Genomic DNA, 21,149 nt, shown 5'->3' with positions numbered 1-21,149 from the left:
ATTATAAATAGTTAATTTTTTAACTATTGGAGTTCTGCAAAGCTCTCTAACTGCTAATCATTAGCAATTAAGATTGACTGTATTGAGTAGAATTTTTATTAAGTGTGCCAAGAATCGTCATTGCTTCCGTCACGATATTTGCCGCCTGAGTCTGGCTATCCGCTAACAATATAACGGATGATTCCTTGGCAATCGCTTTTTTGGCTTCGATTGCACCGCTCGCCAATTCGAGCTGAATCGCCCGTTGTCCTTGTACCGTATTGGCAACATCTCCGATAATCTTCAGTGCTTTAGCTTTTGCATCGGCAACAGCAATGATGGCTTGCGCCTCACCTTGTGAATTAAGAATTTGTTCTGCCCTATCGGCTTCAGCAGCCAGCACTCTCGCTTGCTTTTCTCCTTCAGCAACATTAATTGCTGATTGCCGTTTGCCTTCCGATTCTAAGATAACCGCACGTTTTTCTCGCTCAGCCTTCATTTGCCGTTCCATTGCATCTAACACAGAACGAGGTGGCTCGATATCCTTGATCTCGTAACGTAATACCTGCACGCCCCAAGGGCCTGCTGCCTCATTAATTGCAGCGACAATATTCGTATTCAAGCTCTCACGCTCTTCGAACGTTTTATCCAGATCCATCTGACCAATCTCACTACGCATGGTAGTTTGAGCAAGCTGAGTCACCGCATAGAGATAATCATCAACTCCATAGGAAGCCCTATAAGGATTCAAAACCTTGAGATACAGGACACCATCAACAATCAAAGAGATATTATCTTTAGTAATCGCACTTTGGCTCGGTACATCTGAGGCCTGTTCTTTCAAAGTACATTGATATGCAACTCTATCAATAAAAGGAATCAATACATTCAGACCCGCTTCCATTGTTTTATGGTACTTACCAAAACGCTCAATCACATAAGCCATATTCTGGGGCACAAACTTAACGGCATTTTTGATCAGTATCACTGACAAGAGAGCAAGTCCAACCCAGAAACTAAACACAATATCTAAAGTTGGCACCACGTACTCCATGCACGACTCCTTTTTTCATTTTATGGTTTAATAATTATGCTAAACATGAACTAGTTTAAGCAATCCAAACATAGCTTACGCCTAGTCAGCACGCATCAATGTTTATATTTAGAGGGAATAAATCTTCCATTTCCAAAGAATAAGCATGTATCCATTTTTCTGTCATCAATCATAGATCCCTCTGATACCATTAATGACAAACTTTCCTGCGGTCAGCATTTTTCTGTCTAACCAAGTACTGAGCTTAACATCCTGCTATCATTGCTATACTGACACATAGAAAGTTGATAGTCAGAATTTACAGACACGTAACACCAAAGCCAATGAGAATATTCATTATCAATCAGAAACAACAACGGCATAGCCAATCCAAAGGAAACACACTGCACAATAAACTTTTCAGGCCATTTAAACTCAATTGAATTTACTCAAAGCCCTCGCTGCTATTAGCAGCATGACTTTTGTATCTCGTGTACTTGGATTTCTGCGTGATGTACTCATCGCCCGGATTTTTGGTGTCGGAATGGCTACTGATGCATTTTTTGTAGCTTTTCGTATTCCTAATCTGTTACGTCGTTTATTTGCTGAAGGTGCATTTTCTCAAGCATTCATACCCATACTGGCAGAATATAAAAATGGCCGCTCGACAGCAGAAATACGTCATCTGATTGACCATGTCACTACGTTATTGAGTATCATATTATTTGTAGTGACATTAATCGGTATCATTGCTGCCCCACTCATCATCTATGTAAGCGCACCGGGTTTTTCTGCTCATCCTGAGCAGTTCACACTGACAATCGATTTATTGCGTATTACCTTTCCCTATATCCTGTTTATTTCCCTAGTTTCACTCGCTGGTGGCATACTCAATACTTATGGAAAGTTTTATATACCGGCCTTTACACCAGCACTATTAAATCTATCATTTATTGCCTGTGCACTATGGCTGGCACCAATGGTGACCCCCCCCATATTCGCACTGGCATGGGCTGTTTTTATCGGTGGTGTATTACAGCTCGCATTTCAGATACCCTTTCTTATGCGTATTAGGCTGATGCCGCGTCTACGTTTACAAACTCATGATACTGGTGCCTGGCGCATTCTTAAGCTCATGGGACCAGCCATTTTTGGCGTATCTATCGGTCAAATTAGTTTATTAATTAATACTATATTTGCTTCATTCCTGATTACTGGCAGCGTGTCGTGGCTTTACTATGCTGATCGTTTGATGGAATTCCCTGCTGGTCTTCTCGGAGTAGCCCTGGGAACAGTACTGCTTCCATCTCTGGCCCGGCACTACACTAATAACAATACCGAAGAATATTCCCGCTTACTAGATTGGGGCTTACGCTTGACCGTATTATTAACGCTCCCCGCTGCTCTGGCATTAGCATTACTCGCGACACCCTTGATCACCACACTATTTTACTACGGTGAATTTACTGCTAACGATGTCTGGATGACACGTGAGGCATTAATTGCCTATAGTATAGGGCTATTTGGATTGATATTGGTCAAAGTCCTGGCACCCGGATTCTATGCACGGCAGAATATAAAAACACCGGTAAAAATAGCGATCATTACGTTAATTGCAACACAATTTATGAATCTTGTGTTCATTCTACCCTTGCAACATGCCGGACTAGCACTAGCGATTGGCCTGGGTGCCTGCCTCAATGCCAGCCTACTCTATTATAAATTACGTAGTCTCAAAATTTATCAACCGCAATCAGGCTGGCTTATTTTTTTCCTGAAAATATTAATAGCCTTAATGGTAATGGCCGCGACACTCTGGTTCAGTTCAGGGAGCGATGCCTCATGGCTCCCGGATTCAGCAAGCCAGCGCATCGGTCGACTATCAGGCGTAATCATAATGGGTGCGAGCAGTTATTTTGCAGCATTATGGATACTTGGCTTCCGTTTAAAGGATTTCGTTAGGCAGCATTAATAATCATTTGATGGCTCTTCTCCCTAAAAAAGGGAATTCTCAATCCAAGGGCCGCAATCCAAGCGAATTCAAACCAACCTTGATCACTGGCCACCTCCGATAGACAGTGGTCATTGAGACTGTCTCTTAATATAAGATTTATCCCTTTTTCGCTATACAACCTATTAATTATTAACAAATAGACCGGACAAGCACCTCAATTTTTGGGCTATTTCGAGACAGACCCTTATTCTACACGTCACCGACTGCCAACATCATCTCTATCGCGATCCTTTGATTTTCGTTCACCAGCTGCCCTGAACGCTTGTCCAGACAACCTTTGCGGACGCCCACGATCCTGTCGCCTGTTGAGAGCATGACAAAACGAGTCAGACCAAATGATGATACCGACAGCACTACAACAGAGATTAATCTCAAACTAAATGCGCTTAAAATTAGAAAACCGGCTGCTTCTATATAACAGGCATACTCTTTTTATCACGCTCAATCAAGGCATAAGCAGAATGATTATGGATTGATTCAAAATTCTCTGACTCCACGGTATAAGCATCAATACGCGAATCCTGATTCAGAACTTCGGCAACATCTCGTACAATGTCTTCAACAAATTTAGGATTGTCGTAGGCCTTCTCAGTCACATATTTTTCATCAGGGCGTTTCAGCAAACCATAAAGTTCACATGACGCCTTATCTTCTGCTATCTTGATCACATCTTCGATCCACACAAAACTGTTGGTACGCACGGCAATTGTTACGTGAGAGCGCTGATTATGCGCTCCGTAATCAGAAATTTTCTTGGAACATGGACATAAACTCGTCACTGCCACGACAACCTTCATAGTGAAAGTGTAATCATTATCTTTAATTTCACCTACAAAAGTTACCTCATAATCCAGCAGACTTTTCACGCCGGAAACAGGGGCCGATTTATTGACAAAATAAGGAAAAGTCATTTCAATATGGCCAGAATCTGATTCCAGCTTCTCGACCATTTCTCGCAGGATCTTTTCAAATGATTTCACTGAAATCTCACGCTCGTGGCTATTAAGTATCTCCACGAAGCGAGACATATGTGTACCTTTGAAGTTATGAGGCAAATTCACATACATGTTAAAAACGGCCACCGTATGCTGCACACCGCCATCCTTGTCAGCAACCATAATAGGATGACGAATAGCTTTGATGCCAACTCTATCAATTGCGATCCGTCTCTTATCCGGCGAGCTTTGCACGTCTGCAATGGGTAAATCTATTTGTTTATTCATGCTATTTACCTCCTATCCAAAAAGGAGCACCCGCTAAAAACATTATCAAAGACATGTAGCGTCATTCCAAAATCAGCATTAAAGATATCGATATTAAGTGGATAAGGCCACCTGAATAGACTTTATGATACCCAACTTATCTAATCCACAATCGGCCAGCATTTGCACCGAATCACCCTGATCTATAAAAATATCTGGCAGGCCTAATTGCAGCACCTTAACCTGATCGCCTCTACTACTCAGCATCTCCAATACCGCACTACCTGCTCCTCCGATAATGGTATTCTCTTCGACCGTCACCAGCAAGTCGTGATTATTTGCTAAAGAAGCAACCAGATCAGCATCCAGCGGCTTAACAAAACGCATATTAGCAACGGTAGCACCTAGCTCTTCTGCCACTTCCAAACAAGGTGTCAGCATGCTGCCAAAAGCAAGAAGTGCCACCTTGTTTCCCTGCTGACATACCTCACCACGACCTAATGGCAATGCCTGCATTTCTTTTTGCACTACCGCGCCTGTTCCTGCACCCCGCGGATAGCGAACGGCAACCGGAGTATCCATCTGAAATGCTGTGTACAGCATTTGCCGACATTCATTCTCATCCGATGGTGTCATGATCGTCATATTCGGAATGCAACGCAAATAGGTCAAGTCAAAACTACCAGCATGTGTCGGACCATCTGCTCCGACGAGTCCTGCACGATCAATAGCAAATACAACTGGCAAATTCTGGATCGCAACATCGTGAATCAATTGATCATAAGCCCGCTGCAAGAAAGTTGAGTAAATTGCAACCACTGGTTTCAAACCATCGCAAGCCGCGCCTGCGGCAAATGTCACCGCATGTTGTTCGGCAATACCAACATCAAAATAACGTTCAGGATACTCCTGCGAAAATCTTACCAGTCCAGATCCTTCGCGCATTGCAGGCGTAATACCAATTAAACGGGCATCCTGCGCCGCCATGTCGCATAACCAATCACCAAAAATTTGCGTATAGGCTGGCTTACCGGCAGGCTTAGGAACAATACCTGCATTTGGATCAAATTTATTGACACCATGATAAAGAATCGGGTCTTCTTCTGCGACCTTGTAACCCGCGCCTTTACGGGTAACAACATGCAAAAACTGAGGGCCCTCAAGATGTTTAATATTCTTTAATGTCGTCACCAATACATTCAGGTCATGCCCGTCAATTGGACCAATATAGTTAAAGCCAAACTCCTCAAACAATGTACCCGGCGTTACCATTCCTTTCATATGTTCTTCAGCGCGCTTGGCAAGTTCCAACATCGGCGGCACGACACCCAGTACTTTCTCACCAGCCCGTCTTGCTGCCGCATAAAATCGACCAGACATAAGCTTGGCAAAATAGTTATTCAACGCACCTACCGGGCGTGAAATTGACATATCATTGTCATTTAGCACTACCAGCAAATTGGCATCCATTACCCCGGCGTTATTGAGTGCTTCAAATGCCATACCCGCACTCATGGCACCATCACCGATAATCGCAATTGAGCGCCGATCTATCCCTTCCAACTGCGCCGCAACGGCCATTCCCAGCGCAGCACTGATAGACGTGCTCGAATGAGCTGTACCAAAAGCATCGTATTCACTTTCATCACGCCGCGGAAATCCGGCAATGCCGCCGTGCATACGCAATTTACTCATGCCGTTACGACGTTCCGTCAAAACCTTATGGGCATAAGTCTGATGACCGACATCCCACACGAGTCGATCATGCGCTGTATTAAAAACATAATGCAAGGCAATCGTTAATTCTACTGTACCCAGGTTGGAGGACAGATGCCCCCCGGTTTTCGCTACAGATTCAATCAAGAAGCTGCGTAATTCCTTAGCGAGCTGAGGTAATTGCTTTCGTTCCAGTGCACGTAACTGGGAAGGCGTGTTAATAGTGTCTAACAGTGGATACATTCAAAACCTGAAAATGAAATAATCTTGATAATAAAAATACTGCGCTCAGAACTTACGTTCAATAATAAAGTCAGTTACCTGGCGTAATCGAATTGCCCGTTCACCCAAACTATCCAGTGCTCGACAAGCATCGCTTTGCAATCTTTCTGCTAACTCACGAGCTTGGCTAATGCCCAGAATACTGACATAGGTTGGTTTCTTGTTTTCCGCATCCTTGCCAGCCGTCTTTCCCAGTGTTGCGGTAGTCGCTTCGGCATCCAGAATATCGTCAACCACCTGAAACGCAAGACCAATACATTTGGCATAGTGATTCAGCTTATCCTGCTGCACATCATTTAAGCTACTGCCACAATATGCCCCCAGCATCACTGCAGCACGAATCAGCGCACCTGTCTTATGAATATGCATATACTCCAACTCTGGCAAACTCAAAGTTTTGCCAACACTGGCCAAGTCAAATGCCTGTCCACCCGCCATCCCCCGTGAGCCGGATGCCTGCGCCAACTGCCTGATCATATCTAATTGAATCTGTGGCGTATCCGCTAAACAATTTTCTGCCAACAACTGAAAGGCTAAACTTTGTAGACTATCTCCTGTCAGTAACGCTGTAGCCTCGTTATATTTCACATGACAAGTTGGTTTACCTCGCCGCAGCACATCATCGTCCATGCAAGGCAGGTCATCGTGCACCAAAGAATAGGCATGAATCAGCTCTACCGCTGCTGCTGCAACCGTCACGCGTTCCACATCAGCCATACTCAATTCGCCCGCGGCAAAAGAAAGTAACGGACGCACACGTTTTCCCCCTCCCAACACGGCATAGCGCATGGCATCATGCAGGCTCTCAGGCACACAATCAGTGGCAGGCAACCGTCTGTCCAGAAAGGTTTCGATACGGGCCTGACGGCTCCTCGCCCAATCCTGGAAATCAGTGATCATCAATGCCAGACGTCATAAAGTTTTTTAGCGTATCTGCTTCAAGCATACGCACTTGTTGTTGCGCATCCTGTAGTTTATTCTGGCAATATTGTAACAATTCTGCGCCGCGTTTATAAGCTGCAAGAGAAGCTTCCAGCGGCATCTGCCCTGCCTCCATCATCGTAATAATATGCTCCAGCTCGGTCGATGCTGCCTCAAAATTTTCTGGCTGTGAATACGCAGCAGCTTTGGATGATTTTGTCATAATGCACTCAGCACAATAATAAAAAGCAAACGCTTCTATCACTTAAAACCGTTGAAAATAACGCAATTGTCTGTGTCAGGTCAATTCTATTTTCGTATCGGCAAATTACGTACCCTTTTTTCAGTCTAATAGCGTGTATCAAAAGAACCTCGTGGATCACTCGCTACATAAGATTTTTGTTCTTTTTTATCGAAGAAAATTAATTGCATATTTCCCCATTGTCGTGTTGCAGTTTTTATTACATGCCCTTTTTGTAACAACTTAGCTATCAATTTCTCATCAAACGCATTTGGCTCAATTTCAATTTGATCGGGCAAATACTGATGATGGAAACGAGGACGAGAAACCAGTTTATACGGATCAAGCTGTTGATTATCAACATAATCAATAATCGCCAACAAAAGCATGCTGATAATACGCGAGCCACCCGGCGTACCCATAATCAATATACCGTTTTCATTCTCTACAAAGGTCGGCGACATACTGGATAAAGGACGTTTCCCTGGCAAAATTGCATTCGCTTCCCTACCATACAAGCCAAAAATATTAGGCACATTATCACCCATTGAGAAATCATCCATCTCATTATTCAGTAATACCCCGGTATTTCCTGCAATAAAACCAGAACCGAAGAATGTATTGATACTGATCGTTGCTGCGACTCGATTACCCTCTATATCAATCACTGAAAAATGAGTCGTTTCAGTTCCTTTTTCCGACTCTCTTTCGGTAGGGTACACAGCACTGGAAGAGCCTGCCCGATCCAAACTGATCCGAGCAGCGCGCTGGCGAGCATAATACGCACTCATAAGCCGTTTTTCAGGAACGCTAATGAAATCGCTATCGCCCAGATACTCAACGCGATCCTGGTAAGCCAATCGCAGTACTTCTGCAATTAAATGCATCTTATCCCATTCACTCAATTCTGATACCGGGAAATGCTCAAGCATATTGAGGCCCTGTGCCAGAGTCAATCCACCTGCAGAGGGCAGCGATGCGGATGTAATCTGTGTTCCACGATAAGTAAATTGAATTGGCTTACGCTCAACTACACGATAATCCGCCAGATCCTCATATTGCCATATCCCACCGGCCTCCCTGACAGATCGAACCATCTCTTGAGCCACATGGCCACCATAAAAACCATCTGCACCTCGTGTCGCAATGCTTCTCAAGGTAGCAGCAAGCTGCGGCTGGCGTAATAACCAACCTGAAACAGGCACTTTTCCTCCATGCAGAAAAATCCGTGCCGCAAGATGATTTTGGCGCAGCTTGTTCTGATGATTCTCAATTGTTCTGGCCAGCCGTTGATCTATGCTGAACCCATCCTGCGCTAGGCGGATCGCTGGTGCAAGCGTCTTCTCTAATGATAATTGACCATAATGTTCGTTAATATAAATCAATGCAGCAGGCACACCCGGTATCGCAGCGGCACTCGGGCCATTGAGTGAGGCACCTTTTACAGGCTTCTTTTTCTCATCTAAATACATTCCACTAAATGCTTTTCCAGGCGCAGTTTCACGCCCATCAATCATAATATCTCTGGCATCACTAGCACGGTGTAATAACCAAAAGCCACCCCCACCCAACCCCGATGCAAAAGGCTCGACTACTGCTAACGCCGCACTCACAGCGACTGCCGCATCGAATGCATTACCGCCCTGTGCAAGTACCGCTTCACCCGCCTTAGTCGCTAACGGATGAGCCGATACAATTGCCGCTGGATATATAGCAGTGGCATTTGTCGAAATGACAAACAACAATACCGACAATATCCAGCAGAACCCCGTTTGCGTTTGAACGAATATCTTTACAAATTTTTTCTGCATTTATTTATTATTTTAAATCGAAAAGATCATTTAACAGACTCAACACAGGCTATTTTCCTTAAATTTTACCTCTAGATGGAAAATCCATATTGATACATATTCTTTCCTATGGCAAGATAGGATAAATAGCGTGATATTAATCTGAAATTTGCCAGATTAAAGAGTTGGTTTAAAGGGTTGATTTGTCACCTAAGTGAAACGAGAAAAACCGCAGACATACCCATTACTAGGAAGATCTCTTTTTTCACTTAGTTTGCCATAATCACTGAAGCCGGATGTGCTTTTAAAAAAGCTTATCCGAAGAAAAACTTTATTTATTATATCGAGAAAAACTTGAGCGAATATTCTGATCAAATATTTGGATATTTTGAAACAGTGCCACTATGGCCTTTTATTCTATTTGGCATACTGGGCATTATTGCTTTAAGTGTTGAAGTCCTCAACCGAAAACGGCGGGCTGATGCTATCCATAATTTTCGTTATACCATCGAATCAGAGCTGTCTGGCATGTATCCAAAGCCGGTAAACTGGCCAGTAAATATCAATACTTATCTTTGCGATAGATTGCCTGAAATGCAGGAGAATTTTGAGATTCTGAGAATCTTTATTCCGCAAGATCGTCTACTCAGTTATAACACGGCCTGGAATAACTATTGCGATTTTTGTTATAGCATTACAGATGAAAAATGCGTTGCCGCTGAGCAGTCCTCTACTGAACAGGATCCAAAAGAAGTTTTTCATAAGCTGGTTTCTGATTTGTTACAGCATACTATCATCTAAAGTATAAATAATTACTCTATGCTATTTGTGTTTTTAGAAGCCCGCTGTTTCGCAATCAATCTGTTAAAGCACCTAATTTGATATTATCTCCCGACAGATGAATTATCTATGATTTTATAGTTCTCTGCCCTAATTGAAATAGTTCGTCAGCTTCATGAATACCAGGCATGGCTATAAAAAATACGCGCCATTCAATTTAATTATTTATCAAATAGCGCGTAAAACTTCGTCCTTCAGGGCGGAGATATAAGCGCACAGGCGAAGCCTGTTTAATGCGGTCTTTGCTGTTGTTCAATATATTGCTTAATAATCGAGAGTGGTGCTCCACCACAACTACCCGCAAAATAGCTTGGACTCCAAAGCATATTACCCCAAAGCTTATTTTTAATTTCGGGATAATTCTTTTTGCGAATAAGTCGGCTTGAAACGCCTTTCAAACTATTTACCAAGTTAGAAATAGCAATTTTTGGGGATAGTTAACTAAAAGGTGAATATGATCATGCTCACCGTTAAATTCCACCAATTCTGCTTCAAAATCCAAACACACGTTTTTAAATATTTCTTCCAAATCAATTAATACCCTTCCGGAGAAAACATCTCTACGGTATTTTGTTACAAAGACCAAATGAACATGAAGATTAAAAACGCAATGTCTTCCTGCTATTATATCGTTATTAACTTGCATAGACCAATTCCTTTTGGTATAATTATATACCATGAAGCAGATTATACGCAAAGCCTTTAAATCTCGACTCAATCCAAATTCTGACCAAGTACAGAAGATGGTTGAGTTTGCGGGTGCTAATCGGTTTGTTTGGAATAAAGCCTTAGCAATGAATCTGTTCAGATTAGAGCAGAAACAGCCATTGCTTTGGTACAACGAGTTGTCATTTTGGCTAAAGCTATGGAAATCCTCAGAAGATTATGGATTTCTAAAAACCGTTCATTCTCAACCGTTGCAACAAGCCTTAAAAAACTTAGAAAAAGCGTTCAAAGACGGTTTTGATAAAAAACAGCCTTTAAAACGGATTCCAAAATTCAAGAAAAAAGGTTTGAGTGACAGCTTTCGTTATCCACAAGGATTTAAGCTGGAGCAAGAGTCTAGCAAAGTGTTCTTGCCTAAAATCGGTTGGGTGAAATATCGTAATTCACGCCAAGTCATTGGTGACGTTAAAAATATGACGATTTCCCGTAAAGGCGGTTATTGGTACGTGTCGATTCAGACTGAGTACGAGACCGAGCTAAAGCGTCATAGCTCAACCAGTATGATTGGTGTTGATATGGGCGTTACCCGCTTTGCAACCTTGTCAGACGGCTCATACGTAGAACCTTTAAACAGTTTCAGAAAGTTATCAAAGAAACTGGCTTTTGAACAGCGTAAGCTGTCTAAAAAAGTCCGTTTCTCTGCTAACTGGAAAAAGCAGAAACAAATCATTACCCGACTGTATGAGCGTATTGCCAATGCTCGTTTAGACTTCTTACACAAAACCTCAACCGAAATCAGCAAAAATCACGCAATGGTCGTAGTTGAAAATTTAAAGATAGGAAGCATGTCTAAGAGTGTCAAGGGCAGTGTTGAAAAGCATGGTAAAAACGTCAAAGCGAAATCGGGTCTAAACAAATCCATTCTTGACCAAGGATGGGGAATGTTCGTTTCGTTCTTGGAGTATAAACAGGCTTGTTCAGGCGGGGATGTATTGAAGGTAAACCCTCAATACACCTCTCAAACCTGCCCTAGATGTCAACATGTTAGTCGTGACAATCGCAAAAGCCAAAGTGCTTTTGAATGTACAGAATGTGGATTTAAAGCCAATGCCGACTTGGTAGGTGCCTTGAATGTACTTGAGCGAGGACATCGCTTGTTAGCCTGTGGAGTTGAAACGTTAGTTTCGTCTAAGAAGCAGGAACCAGTAGGCAGTAGCAATACAAACCTACTCTTAACGGCTTAATAAGTCGCTAGGAATCCCCTTCGTTTAGGAAGGGGAGGATGTCAACCTGTTTTCTTAGCCTATTCGGAATCAATGGACAAGGCGCATCAAAGTAGCTTGATTCCTAAACGCATGAAATTTCCAAATAGCACACTGACTTAATTTTACATAAGTCAGTCGACTTTCACCCTACCCAGGCCACGTACCCGGATGCGCCTGATACCTTTCATTCATTCTTAGCCAAACAATACGGCCCGGATTTTCTATAATCGCTATAATGCGCTATCCGCTTTACTGTTTAATCGAGACTTTTACAAAAGCCCTCGCCAGAAGTTTTCGACTATTGGTTATAAAGGATTAATCTTTCAACTATTGGGGTTTTGCAAAGGTCTCAATCATGTTATCTCCGTACCTACCATGAACAACAAAACCAAGCCACCTATCTCTACAACAGTGATTGTTCGCCCAGTAATGTCTTATCGCGATATGAGCACATTTATTGATGTGCCCTGGCATATCTATATCAATGATCCTGTGTGGGTTCCACCGTTACGCCTGGAAAGACGCTTTCATTTTTCCAGGTTCAACCCTTTCTTCAAACATGGAGAGTGGCAGGCTTGGATTGCCTATCGGGAAAATCAACCCGTCGGTAGAATTGGGGCGCATATTGATTCGCTTCATCGCGAACGTTATGGTGAAGATACCGGTCATTTCAATCTGCTCGAGTGTGTGGATGATACCGAAGTATTTTCAGCACTCATGCTGCATGCTGAAATATGGTTAGCTGCTCGACATACCCGTTATATCACCGGCCCCTTTAACTTCTCCATTAATCAGGAGTGCGGTATTCTGGTAGATGGTTTTGACACCCCCCCCGTCGTGATGATGCCACATTCACCACAATGGTACAGTCGGCTGCTCGAAGAGCAAGGCTATCAAGCAGTAAAAGATTTACTCGCTTACTGGGTACGCGTAGACTTTGATACGCCACATGTAATGCAAGCGCTTATACAGAAATTTTCCAAGCAAGTACGATTACGGCCACTACAACGCAACAAATTTAATCAAGAAATAGAAATGATACGTGATATATTCAACGATGCTTGGTCAGACAATTGGGGGTTTGTTCCGTTTACTCAAACAGAGTTCGCCGAGCTTGGTAATAGCCTGCGTTTACTGGTGCCGAATGATTTTATTCAAATTGCCGAAGTTGATGGTATCCCTGCAGCCTTCATGATAGTGCTACCCAATCTCAATGAAATATTTTCCGAACTCAACGGTAATTTATTTCCTTTCGGCTGGGCCAAATTAATTAATAAAATTCGAAATAAAAAAATTCACACTGCTCGCATTCCCCTTATGGGTGTCCGTAAGCAATTTCATAATACACCGCTCGGCATGGCGCTAGCTTTCATGGTAATCGATGCGCCACGGCAAGCCGGACTTTCTCGCGGTATCAAAGAAGTTGAAATGTCATGGATATTGGAAAGCAATAAAGCTATGCGCGGTATTCTGAGCAGTATCGGCAGTAAGCAATATAAGCGCTATCGTATTTATGGAAAGACACTGTAATCAATGACTCAAATAAAACGAAACAAGCGATTTACTGCACTGGTACTAGCCGCGGATCGTACCGCCAATGACCCGATTACCCTGTACACGGGCGTGCCTTGTAAGGCCATTGCACCCGTTTGCGGAACACCAATGATTATTCGTGTACTCGATGTATTAGCAGCAAGCGATCTAGTCTCATCGACAATTCTATGCGGTCCCCCAGAATCATTTCTGCCCGCCTGTCCGGAATTAAAACATCGCATTGAGTCTGGTCAAGTCACCTGGCTACCCAATCTTAACTCTCCTGCGCGCAGCGCTGAAAGCGGTTTTAAATTGTTAGATAAAGACACACCGGTATTGTTAACGACAGCGGACCACGCCTTATTAACGCCAACAACGCTGGAATATTTTTTGAATCAATCTTATGCCGCTAATGCGGATGCTACTGTGGGACTGGTCAAGCACGAAGATATGATGACAGCTTTTCCAGGTACTAAACGGACCGTCACACGACTACGGGATGGTGGCTTTTGTGGCTGTAACCTGTTTACATTTAACCCCCGAGGGCGTGAGCTGGTTACTTTCTGGCGGCAAGCAGAAGATATGCGCAAACGCCCTTGGCGGTTAATCTTACAAATTCTTGGTCTACGAATGGTACTAGCATATTTACTGGGTTCTCTAACACTGAAACAAGCACTCAAGGCTGTTTCGGAAAAATCGAGAGTGAATATACAAGCGGTGATATTACCGGACCCACAAGCGGGCATTGATGTCGACAGCGTTAAAGATTTACAGTTTGCTGAGATGATCCTAACAAAAACAGCGGCTTCTTCTCACAATCAAAATAAATCTACTTAGCTTCCTTTGATTACATCATTGCCCACCAATACTGTGCGCCGCAATTAACAAAATAAATCCATGAAAATAATTGAACGCTATATTTCGCGCGAATTATTGATACCATTTATGGTGGTGGTAGTCCTTCTAACAGGGCTATTTGCTAGCTTCAGTAGCGCTCGACTCCTGGCAGGTGCTGTAACCGAGACACTGGGTCTCTCAGCCATGCTCAAACTTGTATTACTCAAAACTTTAATTGCCCTGGAAGTATTGGTTCCCATCGCACTTTACGTTGCTGTCATTATTGGTCTAGGAAGACTCAATAAAGATCAGGAGATTAATGTATTACGCTCTTCTGGCGTCAGTGGAAAACGGATCATATACGCCGTGCTTATTGTAGCCATTCCTGTTGGAATCATCAGTGGCATTCTGTCTATCTACCTACGCCCATGGGCATATGCCGAAAGCTATATTCTGAATGCACAGGCAGAAGCCGAATTAAATACCAATCGATTTCAGGCGGGACGCTTCTATGGCAGTGTAAATAGTGGCAGAGTGATTTATGTGCGCAACAAAGATGATGCTAACAATCAAATGGCCAATATTTTCCACTATATCAAGAAAAATGATCACAATGAGATCATCGTAGCTAAAGAAGCACAGCAGCAGTTAACACCTAATCAACGGCCACGCATACAATTATCCGATGGCTATATTTATCGACTCACACATGCCGCGACAAAAGATGATGTCATTAAATTTGAGAAAATGACCTATTTTACCGACATTAACGATGTTTCAAACTATAGACGCAAAGCGACGACGACAAGAATTTTATGGGAATCGGATCAGCCACGAGAAATTGCCGAATTACAATGGCGGCTTTCTCGTCCTATCGCAACGATTCTATTGGCTTTAATTGCCGCATCTTTCATTCGCACGGCTCCACGTCAAGACAAAAGTGACAGAACCTATTTTATAGCTGCCATGGTTTTCGCAATTTACTATAATCTGAGTGGGTTAGCTCAAACCTGGGTTGAGCAAGGCGTCGTCAGCAGCATGCCCGGTATTTGGTGGTTATATTTACTGATGGCCGGCGGCCTCGGATTACTTTCATTCGGACCCGTGCAGAAACGACTCTCACGTTAATAATGATCATTTATCGCTATATTGCTCTCCAAGTTTTTATCGGTCTGATTATTGCTACAGCAATACTGTTACCGTTATTTAGCTTTTTTGATTTATTAGATCAACTAGATGACGTTGGCAAGGGTACTTATCGCGTCGAAGATGCCTTTTTATACACAGCGCTGCTACTGCCACGCAGATTTATTCAAATTGCTCCATTTGTCGCCTTATTGGGAACAGTCGCAGCACTCGGAAAGTTAGCCGTCCATTCTGAGTTGATCGCATTGCGCGTCGCGGGCATCTCACCCATTCGTATCAGCCGGGCACCACTCTGGATTGGCTTGCTTCTTCTGTTCTTCATTGCGGCATTAGAGCAATTTGTCGCACCACAGCTTCAACAGAAAGCCATTTCACATCGTGCAGTCGCACTAGAACAAAGTGCGGAACTAGGCAGAGGTCTTGGAATATGGACCAGAAATGAACAGAATATCTTGAGAATTGGTGAGATGTTACATGCCAAAAAAGCGGCCGATATTGAGATATTGCACCTTGATAAGGATGGTTTTTTATTAACACATACTCAGGCTCAATATGCCGATATTATTGAAAATGATCTATGGCGACTAAGTAATGTTATTGTAAGAACATTCACAGACAATCAAATTTTATCAACTACTGCAAGCTCAGTAAGCTGGCAATCATTTCTCAATCCTGAAGATATTTCGACCCTGACCAAACCACCCGAAAGCCTGTCACCCATTGAACTATTCCGTCATGTAGATTTCTTGCGTAATACCGGTCAAGAAGCGGACTCCTATGCACTTGCTCTATGGAGAAAAGCAGGCAGCGCACTAATGACAATAGCCATGCTACTCCTTTCAATTCCTTTTGTTTTCGGCTCGATTCGTTCAGGTCTGGGTAATAAGCTCGTATTTGCTGCGATCATGGGAATCGCTGTTTACCTGCTTGACCAGATTATTGCCAATGTAGGCTTATTGTTCCATATAAATCCAGCCTTTACGGCGCTCTTGCCCGGATCATTCTTAATTCTAATCGCTAATTTATGGCTTAGGCGAATTATGTAATATTATTTACTTCAAGAAAAATAACGCAATACTAAAACCGCTCCTTTTGCCTGGATGACTATTATTGCGGAAAATAATCCATAACTCATGGGGGTTATCTCGAAATACCTAAAAATGAGATTTTTCATTTTATTAATTTCTGATTATTATACTTTCAAATATCCAAAATATGACTTCGAGATAATCCCATCATGGCAATAATCCGCGTTAAAAATTTATTGTTAAGAACTTATATTGGCTTTAACTCAGAAGAAATAGCTAATAAACAAGATGTCATTATTAATATGACGATTGATGTAAATCTGAACAATGCAATAAGAAATGACTCTGTAGATGAATCATATGATTACAAAACCATTACCAAAAAGATAATTTTTCTTGTTCAGGACCAGAAATTTAGAATGTTAGAAAAGCTGACACAATCTATTCTGGATGAAATCATGATCAACAAAAATGTACGTTTCGCAAAAGTAGAGGTAGATAAACCACATGCCTTACGTTTTGCTGAGTCTGTTTCGATAGAATTGGAAGCTTCAAGGCATGAATGACTGCATCCTGAGCATTGGATCCAACATTAACCCTGAAGAAAATATAAGAAAGACACTCATCTTCTTAAAACAGAAAGTCAATGTAATCGACACATCTTCATGGGTAAAAACCACACCAATTGGAATAACCGATCAAGCCGATTTTATCAACGGCGCAGTAAGAATCCGGACCGCTATATCACAACAAGCGTTGACTCAATATCTAAAGAATCTAGAAGACAGACTCGGCAGAGACCGCTCCCTCCCTAAATTCGGTCCAAGAGTCATTGACCTGGATATTGTGGTCTGGAATAATAAAATTATTGATAATGATTATTACACAAGAGACTTTATCAAAAACTCCGTCCATGAAGTATGGCAAAAATAAATCGACTGACAAAATAGTTTTTAATAGAAACAGCTTACTTAAGGTCTATTTAAAAATCCTGACACTTCAGTCTACTAACAGAAAAACATATGAATGCCTCGCTATCACAACTGAAATCGGCATTACCTTATCCGAGTAATCAATCCAGTATAAATGAATAATACAAGCGCGTCGTAACACAGACAATCGGGTGTACATACCACGCGCTCCGTCGGCCATAAAACTAGCCCAGAGACCTTTACAAAACCCCAATAGTTGAAAGATTAATTCTTTGCAATCAATAGTTAAAAACTTCTGGCGAGGGCTTTTGCAAAAGTCTCGCCCGGTGATCGATTCCTGAAGAGATTGTTTGCTCCTACCCTCTGACTTAAATGGAAAATAAATACTACAAAGCCGGTTAATTCAGAAAAAACACAAGATCACTAAAAGCCTATCGGGTACCATATTCTAGCCACATCCATAATATTCAGATTTTTTATTTTATCGATATTAGATTCTTCAGAATCAGTTATTCTGACAATATGCTTGGTAACGTTGCTTGACATCCTCCCCTTCCTAAACGAAGGGGATTCCTAGCGACTTATTAAGCCGTTAAGAGTAGGTTTGTATTGCTACTGCCTACTGGTTCCTGCTTCTTAGACGAAACTAACGTTTCAACTCCACAGGCTAACAAGCGATGTCCTCGCTCAAGTACATTCAAGGCACCTACCAAGTCGGCATTGGCCTTAAATCCACATTCTGTACATTCAAAAGCACTTTGGCTTTTGCGATTGTCACGACTAACATGTTGACATCTAGGGCAGGTTTGAGAGGTGTATTGAGGGTTTACCTTCAATACATCCCCGCCTGAACAAGCCTGTTTATACTCCAAGAACGAAAGGAACATTCCCCATCCTTGGTCAAGAATGGATTTGTTTAGACCCGATTTCGCTTTGACGTTTTTACCATGCTTTTCAACACTGCCCTTGGCACTCTTAGACATGTTTCCTATCTTTAAATTCTCAACTACGACCATTGCGTGATTTTTGCTGATTTCGGTTGAGGTTTTGTGTAAGAAGTCTAAACGAGCATTGGCAATACGCTCATGCAGTCGGGTAATGATTTGTTTCTGCTTTTTCCAGTTAGCAGAGAAACGGACTTTTTTAGACAGCTTACGCTGTTCAAAAGCCAGTTTCTTTGATAACTTTCTGAAACTGTTTAAAGGTTCTACGTATGAGCCGTCTGACAAGGTTGCAAAGCGGGTAACGCCCATATCAACACCAATCATACTGGTTGAGCTATGACGCTTTAGCTCGGTCTCGTACTCAGTCTGAATCGACACGTACCAATAACCGCCTTTACGGGAAATCGTCATATTTTTAACGTCACCAATGACTTGGCGTGAATTACGATATTTCACCCAACCGATTTTAGGCAAGAACACTTTGCTAGACTCTTGCTCCAGCTTAAATCCTTGTGGATAACGAAAGCTGTCACTCAAACCTTTTTTCTTGAATTTTGGAATCCGTTTTAAAGGCTGTTTTTTATCAAAACCGCCTTTGAACGCTTTTTCTAAGTTTTTTAAGGCTTGTTGCAACGGTTGAGAATGAACGGTTTTTAGAAATCCATAATCTTCTGAGGATTTCCATAGCTTTAGCCAAAATGACAACTCGTTGTACCAAAGCAATGGCTGTTTCTGCTCTAATCTGAACAGATTCATTGCTAAGGCTTTATTCCAAACAAACCGATTAGCACCCGCAAACTCAACCATCTTCTGTATTTGGTCAGAATTTGGACTGAGTCGAAATTTAAAGGCTTTGCGTATAATCTGCTTCATGGTTATAATTATACAAAAAGGAATTAGTCTATGCAAGTTGATAACGATGTAAGAACAGGAAGACATTGTATTTTTAATCTTCATGTTCATTTGGTCTTTGTAACAAAATACCGTAGAGATGTTTTCTCCGGAAGGGTATTAATTGATTTGGAAGAAATATTTAAAAACGTGTGTTTGGATTTTGAAGCAGAATTGGTGGAATTTAACGGTAAGCATGATCATATTCACCTTTTAGTTAACTATCCACCAAAAATTGCTATTTCTAACTTGGTAAATAGTTTGAAAGGCGTTTCAAGCCGACTTATTCGCAAAAAGAATTATCCCGAAATTAAAAATAAGCTTTGGGGTAATATGCTTTGGAGTCCAAGCTATTTTGCGGGTAGTTGTGGTGGAGCACCACTCTCGATTATTAAGCAATATATTGAACAACAGCAAAGACCGCATTAAACAGGCTTCGCCTGTGCGCTTATATCTCCGCCCTGAAGGACGAAGTTTTACGCGCTATTTGATAAAAAAATATTTCTTGATTAATCATTAAAATCCATTACCGTGGCAGAGATGTAGTGTCTATTTGTAAGCTGCATTATTTTCATATGGCCAACTGCAGACGAGACGGCCACATTTAATCGCGCTATATATTCAAATAAAAATTGGACAGCAATATAATAAAAATGTCAACTTATATTTATATCATCGGTGAAAGTGAAACAAAGATTTGGGGTCTAAGTGGTCAAGAACGCCTGCAACGTATGCTCAGGAGCATCAAACAAACCATACTGGTCAATAGTATAGAAGAAATTCCAGCGACAGCGCCGGTACTCTTTTTATCTGCCAATTATTTATTCGACATCAGGGTATTAACAGCATTGATCACAATGCAGTCACAAATGGCTCTGTACAGCTATCATGAGATGCCAGTAGCAGTACGCACGGATAGCGCTCAAGCCAGGCAGATACTTAAAGCGCTATTAGATAATGGTACAACACGGGCTATTTCTGCACTCCCCCGCTATGACCTTAAAGATTTAAAAATCGATTTTCAGCAAAATTTGAAGAAAAAGGATCCACCCTACCTATTACCCATCAACCAGACAAATCGTAAGTTACTCGAAGCAGAGCTTTTTGCTGGGTCGTATAAAGGCGTCACCGATCTTGTCACAAAGTGGCTATGGCCTTGGCCTGCATACTGGTCAACACACTTTTGTGTTCGTTATGGCATACAACCCAATCAGGTTACCTTACTCAGCTTGGTATTCGCCGTGCTCGCCGGAATTGCATTCTGGCAAGGCTACTTCGGCACCGGTTTGGCAATGGGCTGGTTCATGACCTTCCTAGATACCGTAGATGGGAAGCTGGCACGCGTCACGGTCACATCAAGCCGCCTAGGCGATATACTAGATCACGGACTGGATATTATTCACCCGCCTATCTGGTATTTCGCTTGGGGAATAGGACTGGCAACCACGTTAAATCCCATTACGCATCTAGAATCACTGATATGGTTGATGTTTATTGGCTATGTCGGCGGGCGCTTATGCGAGGGAGCCTTTCAGCTTTGGTTAGCCCCATTTGATATCTTTATCTGGCGCAAACTCGATTCATTTAATCGTTTGATTACGGCACGGCGCAATCCCAACCTGATCTTATTAACCTATGGCTGGCTAACAGGGCGGCCTGATATCGGTTTTTTGCTAGTGATTATCTGGCACTTACTTTCCACAGCTATTCTGAGCGGACGACTCATAGCTGGATGGCGCACTTGGCGCCATCATCGACCTTTACGTTCATGGTTGCAAGACATTGACCCCAGTCAAGACAGGAATGAGCTCGCAGTCAGAATTTTTACCCGCGCACCAATTGAATCCAAAAATCAGGGTTAATCATGCTCCCAATAACTGCATGCAAAA

Annotated in this window: 19 protein-coding genes and 1 pseudogene; 11 read left to right on the top strand and 9 right to left on the bottom strand. The window is 42.3% G+C overall.

The window, feature by feature from the left end:
• Window positions 1-67: 67 nt before the first annotated feature.
• On the bottom strand, window positions 68-1,033 hold the full coding sequence (locus tag BUQ89_RS05075) for an SPFH domain-containing protein (protein WP_028462418.1): 966 nt from the start codon (window positions 1,031-1,033) through the stop codon (window positions 68-70).
• A gap of 418 nt (window positions 1,034-1,451) precedes the next feature.
• On the opposite strand from BUQ89_RS05075, the gene murJ reads away from it, so the two are divergent.
• The gene (gene murJ / locus BUQ89_RS05070; protein WP_028462419.1) at window positions 1,452-2,984 is read left to right on the top strand and encodes a murein biosynthesis integral membrane protein MurJ; all 1,533 of its coding nucleotides are present in this window, start codon (window positions 1,452-1,454) and stop codon (window positions 2,982-2,984) included.
• A 231-nt stretch (window positions 2,985-3,215) separates the two neighbouring features.
• Here murJ and BUQ89_RS13490 read toward each other — a convergent pair whose 3' ends face one another.
• The 6 genes from BUQ89_RS13490 to ggt all read right to left on the bottom strand — a co-directional run bounded on the left by BUQ89_RS13490 (window position 3,216) and on the right by ggt (window position 9,199).
• The gene (locus tag BUQ89_RS13490) at window positions 3,216-3,401 is read right to left on the bottom strand and encodes a hypothetical protein (RefSeq protein WP_143071294.1); all 186 of its coding nucleotides are present in this window, start codon (window positions 3,399-3,401) and stop codon (window positions 3,216-3,218) included.
• 35 nt (window positions 3,402-3,436) lie between these two features.
• Window positions 3,437-4,249: a GTP cyclohydrolase FolE2 gene (gene folE2 / locus BUQ89_RS05065; protein ID WP_028462420.1), complete on the bottom strand. Its 813-nt coding sequence runs from the start codon at window positions 4,247-4,249 to the stop codon at window positions 3,437-3,439.
• 93 nt (window positions 4,250-4,342) lie between these two features.
• Window positions 4,343-6,187, bottom strand: a complete 1,845-nt coding sequence (dxs, locus tag BUQ89_RS05060; protein ID WP_028462421.1) for a 1-deoxy-D-xylulose-5-phosphate synthase — start codon at window positions 6,185-6,187, stop codon at window positions 4,343-4,345.
• 45 nt (window positions 6,188-6,232) lie between these two features.
• On the bottom strand, window positions 6,233-7,126 hold the full coding sequence (locus BUQ89_RS05055; protein ID WP_028462422.1) for a polyprenyl synthetase family protein: 894 nt from the start codon (window positions 7,124-7,126) through the stop codon (window positions 6,233-6,235).
• Entirely contained in the window at window positions 7,116-7,370 is a 255-nt protein-coding gene (locus BUQ89_RS05050; protein WP_028462423.1) for an exodeoxyribonuclease VII small subunit, read from the bottom strand. The genes BUQ89_RS05055 and BUQ89_RS05050 overlap by 11 nt, the downstream gene beginning before the upstream one ends.
• 125 nt (window positions 7,371-7,495) lie before the next feature.
• On the bottom strand, window positions 7,496-9,199 hold the full coding sequence (gene ggt / locus BUQ89_RS05045) for a gamma-glutamyltransferase (protein ID WP_051537745.1): 1,704 nt from the start codon (window positions 9,197-9,199) through the stop codon (window positions 7,496-7,498).
• A 333-nt stretch (window positions 9,200-9,532) separates the two neighbouring features.
• Here ggt and BUQ89_RS05040 point away from each other — a divergent pair, with 333 nt between their 5' ends.
• Window positions 9,533-9,979, top strand: coding sequence for a hypothetical protein (locus BUQ89_RS05040; protein WP_028462424.1), 447 nt, complete (start codon window positions 9,533-9,535; stop codon window positions 9,977-9,979).
• Window positions 9,980-10,248: 269 nt separating this feature from the next.
• Here the strand turns inward: BUQ89_RS05040 and tnpA (BUQ89_RS05035) are convergent.
• Window positions 10,249-10,664 (bottom strand): annotated as a pseudogene (gene tnpA / locus BUQ89_RS05035) (IS200/IS605 family transposase).
• Window positions 10,665-10,695: 31 nt separating this feature from the next.
• Here tnpA (BUQ89_RS05035) and BUQ89_RS05030 point away from each other — a divergent pair.
• The 7 genes from BUQ89_RS05030 to folK all read left to right on the top strand — a co-directional run bounded on the left by BUQ89_RS05030 (window position 10,696) and on the right by folK (window position 17,426).
• The gene (locus tag BUQ89_RS05030) at window positions 10,696-11,928 is read left to right on the top strand and encodes an RNA-guided endonuclease InsQ/TnpB family protein (RefSeq protein ID WP_074202515.1); all 1,233 of its coding nucleotides are present in this window, start codon (window positions 10,696-10,698) and stop codon (window positions 11,926-11,928) included.
• A 396-nt stretch (window positions 11,929-12,324) separates the two neighbouring features.
• Window positions 12,325-13,479 (top strand): hypothetical protein, encoded by a 1,155-nt coding sequence (locus tag BUQ89_RS05025; RefSeq protein ID WP_036574107.1) that lies wholly within the window; start codon window positions 12,325-12,327, stop codon window positions 13,477-13,479.
• A gap of 3 nt (window positions 13,480-13,482) precedes the next feature.
• A complete protein-coding gene (locus BUQ89_RS05020; protein WP_051537767.1) occupies window positions 13,483-14,319 on the top strand; it encodes a nucleotidyltransferase family protein in 837 nt (278 codons plus the stop codon).
• Window positions 14,320-14,379: 60 nt separating this feature from the next.
• Window positions 14,380-15,447, top strand: a complete 1,068-nt coding sequence (gene lptF, locus BUQ89_RS05015) for an LPS export ABC transporter permease LptF (protein WP_028462485.1) — start codon at window positions 14,380-14,382, stop codon at window positions 15,445-15,447.
• A 2-nt stretch (window positions 15,448-15,449) separates the two neighbouring features.
• The gene (lptG, locus tag BUQ89_RS05010; RefSeq protein ID WP_083399581.1) at window positions 15,450-16,511 is read left to right on the top strand and encodes an LPS export ABC transporter permease LptG; all 1,062 of its coding nucleotides are present in this window, start codon (window positions 15,450-15,452) and stop codon (window positions 16,509-16,511) included.
• Between the two features lie 191 nt (window positions 16,512-16,702).
• Window positions 16,703-17,059: a dihydroneopterin triphosphate 2'-epimerase gene (gene folX, locus BUQ89_RS05005; RefSeq protein WP_028462487.1), complete on the top strand. Its 357-nt coding sequence runs from the start codon at window positions 16,703-16,705 to the stop codon at window positions 17,057-17,059.
• Window positions 17,052-17,426 (top strand): 2-amino-4-hydroxy-6-hydroxymethyldihydropteridine diphosphokinase, encoded by a 375-nt coding sequence (folK, locus tag BUQ89_RS05000; protein ID WP_028462488.1) that lies wholly within the window; start codon window positions 17,052-17,054, stop codon window positions 17,424-17,426. Before folX ends, folK begins: the two co-directional genes overlap by 8 nt.
• 583 nt (window positions 17,427-18,009) lie before the next feature.
• On the opposite strand, the gene BUQ89_RS04995 is transcribed toward folK, so the two are convergent.
• Complete coding sequence (locus tag BUQ89_RS04995; RefSeq protein ID WP_074202514.1) at window positions 18,010-19,242, bottom strand: RNA-guided endonuclease InsQ/TnpB family protein; 1,233 nt, start codon at window positions 19,240-19,242, stop codon at window positions 18,010-18,012.
• Window positions 19,243-19,272: 30 nt separating this feature from the next.
• Between BUQ89_RS04995 and tnpA (BUQ89_RS04990) the strand changes: the two genes are divergently transcribed.
• Window positions 19,273-19,689: an IS200/IS605 family transposase gene (gene tnpA, locus BUQ89_RS04990; RefSeq protein ID WP_074202513.1), complete on the top strand. Its 417-nt coding sequence runs from the start codon at window positions 19,273-19,275 to the stop codon at window positions 19,687-19,689.
• 224 nt (window positions 19,690-19,913) lie between these two features.
• Window positions 19,914-21,122: a CDP-alcohol phosphatidyltransferase family protein gene (locus tag BUQ89_RS04985; protein WP_028461646.1), complete on the top strand. Its 1,209-nt coding sequence runs from the start codon at window positions 19,914-19,916 to the stop codon at window positions 21,120-21,122.
• Window positions 21,123-21,149: the final 27 nt, after the last annotated feature.

The organism is Nitrosomonas cryotolerans ATCC 49181, assembly GCF_900143275.1.
GTDB lineage: Bacteria > Pseudomonadota > Gammaproteobacteria > Burkholderiales > Nitrosomonadaceae > Nitrosomonas > Nitrosomonas cryotolerans.
This window is presented reverse-complemented; position numbering and strand designations above follow the sequence as displayed.

Excerpts from the sequence above, each read along its gene's own strand:
- BUQ89_RS05075 (WP_028462418.1), bottom strand. The coding sequence starts at position 1,033 with ATGGAGTACGTGGTGCCAACTTTAGATATTGTGTTTAGTTTCTGGGTT.
- folE2 (WP_028462420.1), bottom strand. The coding sequence starts at position 4,249 with ATGAATAAACAAATAGATTTACCCATTGCAGACGTGCAAAGCTCGCCG.
- dxs (WP_028462421.1), bottom strand. The coding sequence starts at position 6,187 with ATGTATCCACTGTTAGACACTATTAACACGCCTTCCCAGTTACGTGCA.
- BUQ89_RS05055 (WP_028462422.1), bottom strand. The coding sequence starts at position 7,126 with ATGATCACTGATTTCCAGGATTGGGCGAGGAGCCGTCAGGCCCGTATC.
- BUQ89_RS05050 (WP_028462423.1), bottom strand. The coding sequence starts at position 7,370 with ATGACAAAATCATCCAAAGCTGCTGCGTATTCACAGCCAGAAAATTTT.
- ggt (WP_051537745.1), bottom strand. The coding sequence starts at position 9,199 with ATGCAGAAAAAATTTGTAAAGATATTCGTTCAAACGCAAACGGGGTTC.
- BUQ89_RS05030 (WP_074202515.1), top strand. The coding sequence starts at position 10,696 with ATGAAGCAGATTATACGCAAAGCCTTTAAATCTCGACTCAATCCAAAT.
- BUQ89_RS05025 (WP_036574107.1), top strand. The coding sequence starts at position 12,325 with ATGAACAACAAAACCAAGCCACCTATCTCTACAACAGTGATTGTTCGC.
- BUQ89_RS05020 (WP_051537767.1), top strand. The coding sequence starts at position 13,483 with ATGACTCAAATAAAACGAAACAAGCGATTTACTGCACTGGTACTAGCC.
- lptF (WP_028462485.1), top strand. The coding sequence starts at position 14,380 with ATGAAAATAATTGAACGCTATATTTCGCGCGAATTATTGATACCATTT.
- lptG (WP_083399581.1), top strand. The coding sequence starts at position 15,450 with ATGATCATTTATCGCTATATTGCTCTCCAAGTTTTTATCGGTCTGATT.
- folX (WP_028462487.1), top strand. The coding sequence starts at position 16,703 with ATGGCAATAATCCGCGTTAAAAATTTATTGTTAAGAACTTATATTGGC.
- folK (WP_028462488.1), top strand. The coding sequence starts at position 17,052 with ATGAATGACTGCATCCTGAGCATTGGATCCAACATTAACCCTGAAGAA.
- BUQ89_RS04995 (WP_074202514.1), bottom strand. The coding sequence starts at position 19,242 with ATGAAGCAGATTATACGCAAAGCCTTTAAATTTCGACTCAGTCCAAAT.
- tnpA (WP_074202513.1), top strand. The coding sequence starts at position 19,273 with ATGCAAGTTGATAACGATGTAAGAACAGGAAGACATTGTATTTTTAAT.
- BUQ89_RS04985 (WP_028461646.1), top strand. The coding sequence starts at position 19,914 with ATGTCAACTTATATTTATATCATCGGTGAAAGTGAAACAAAGATTTGG.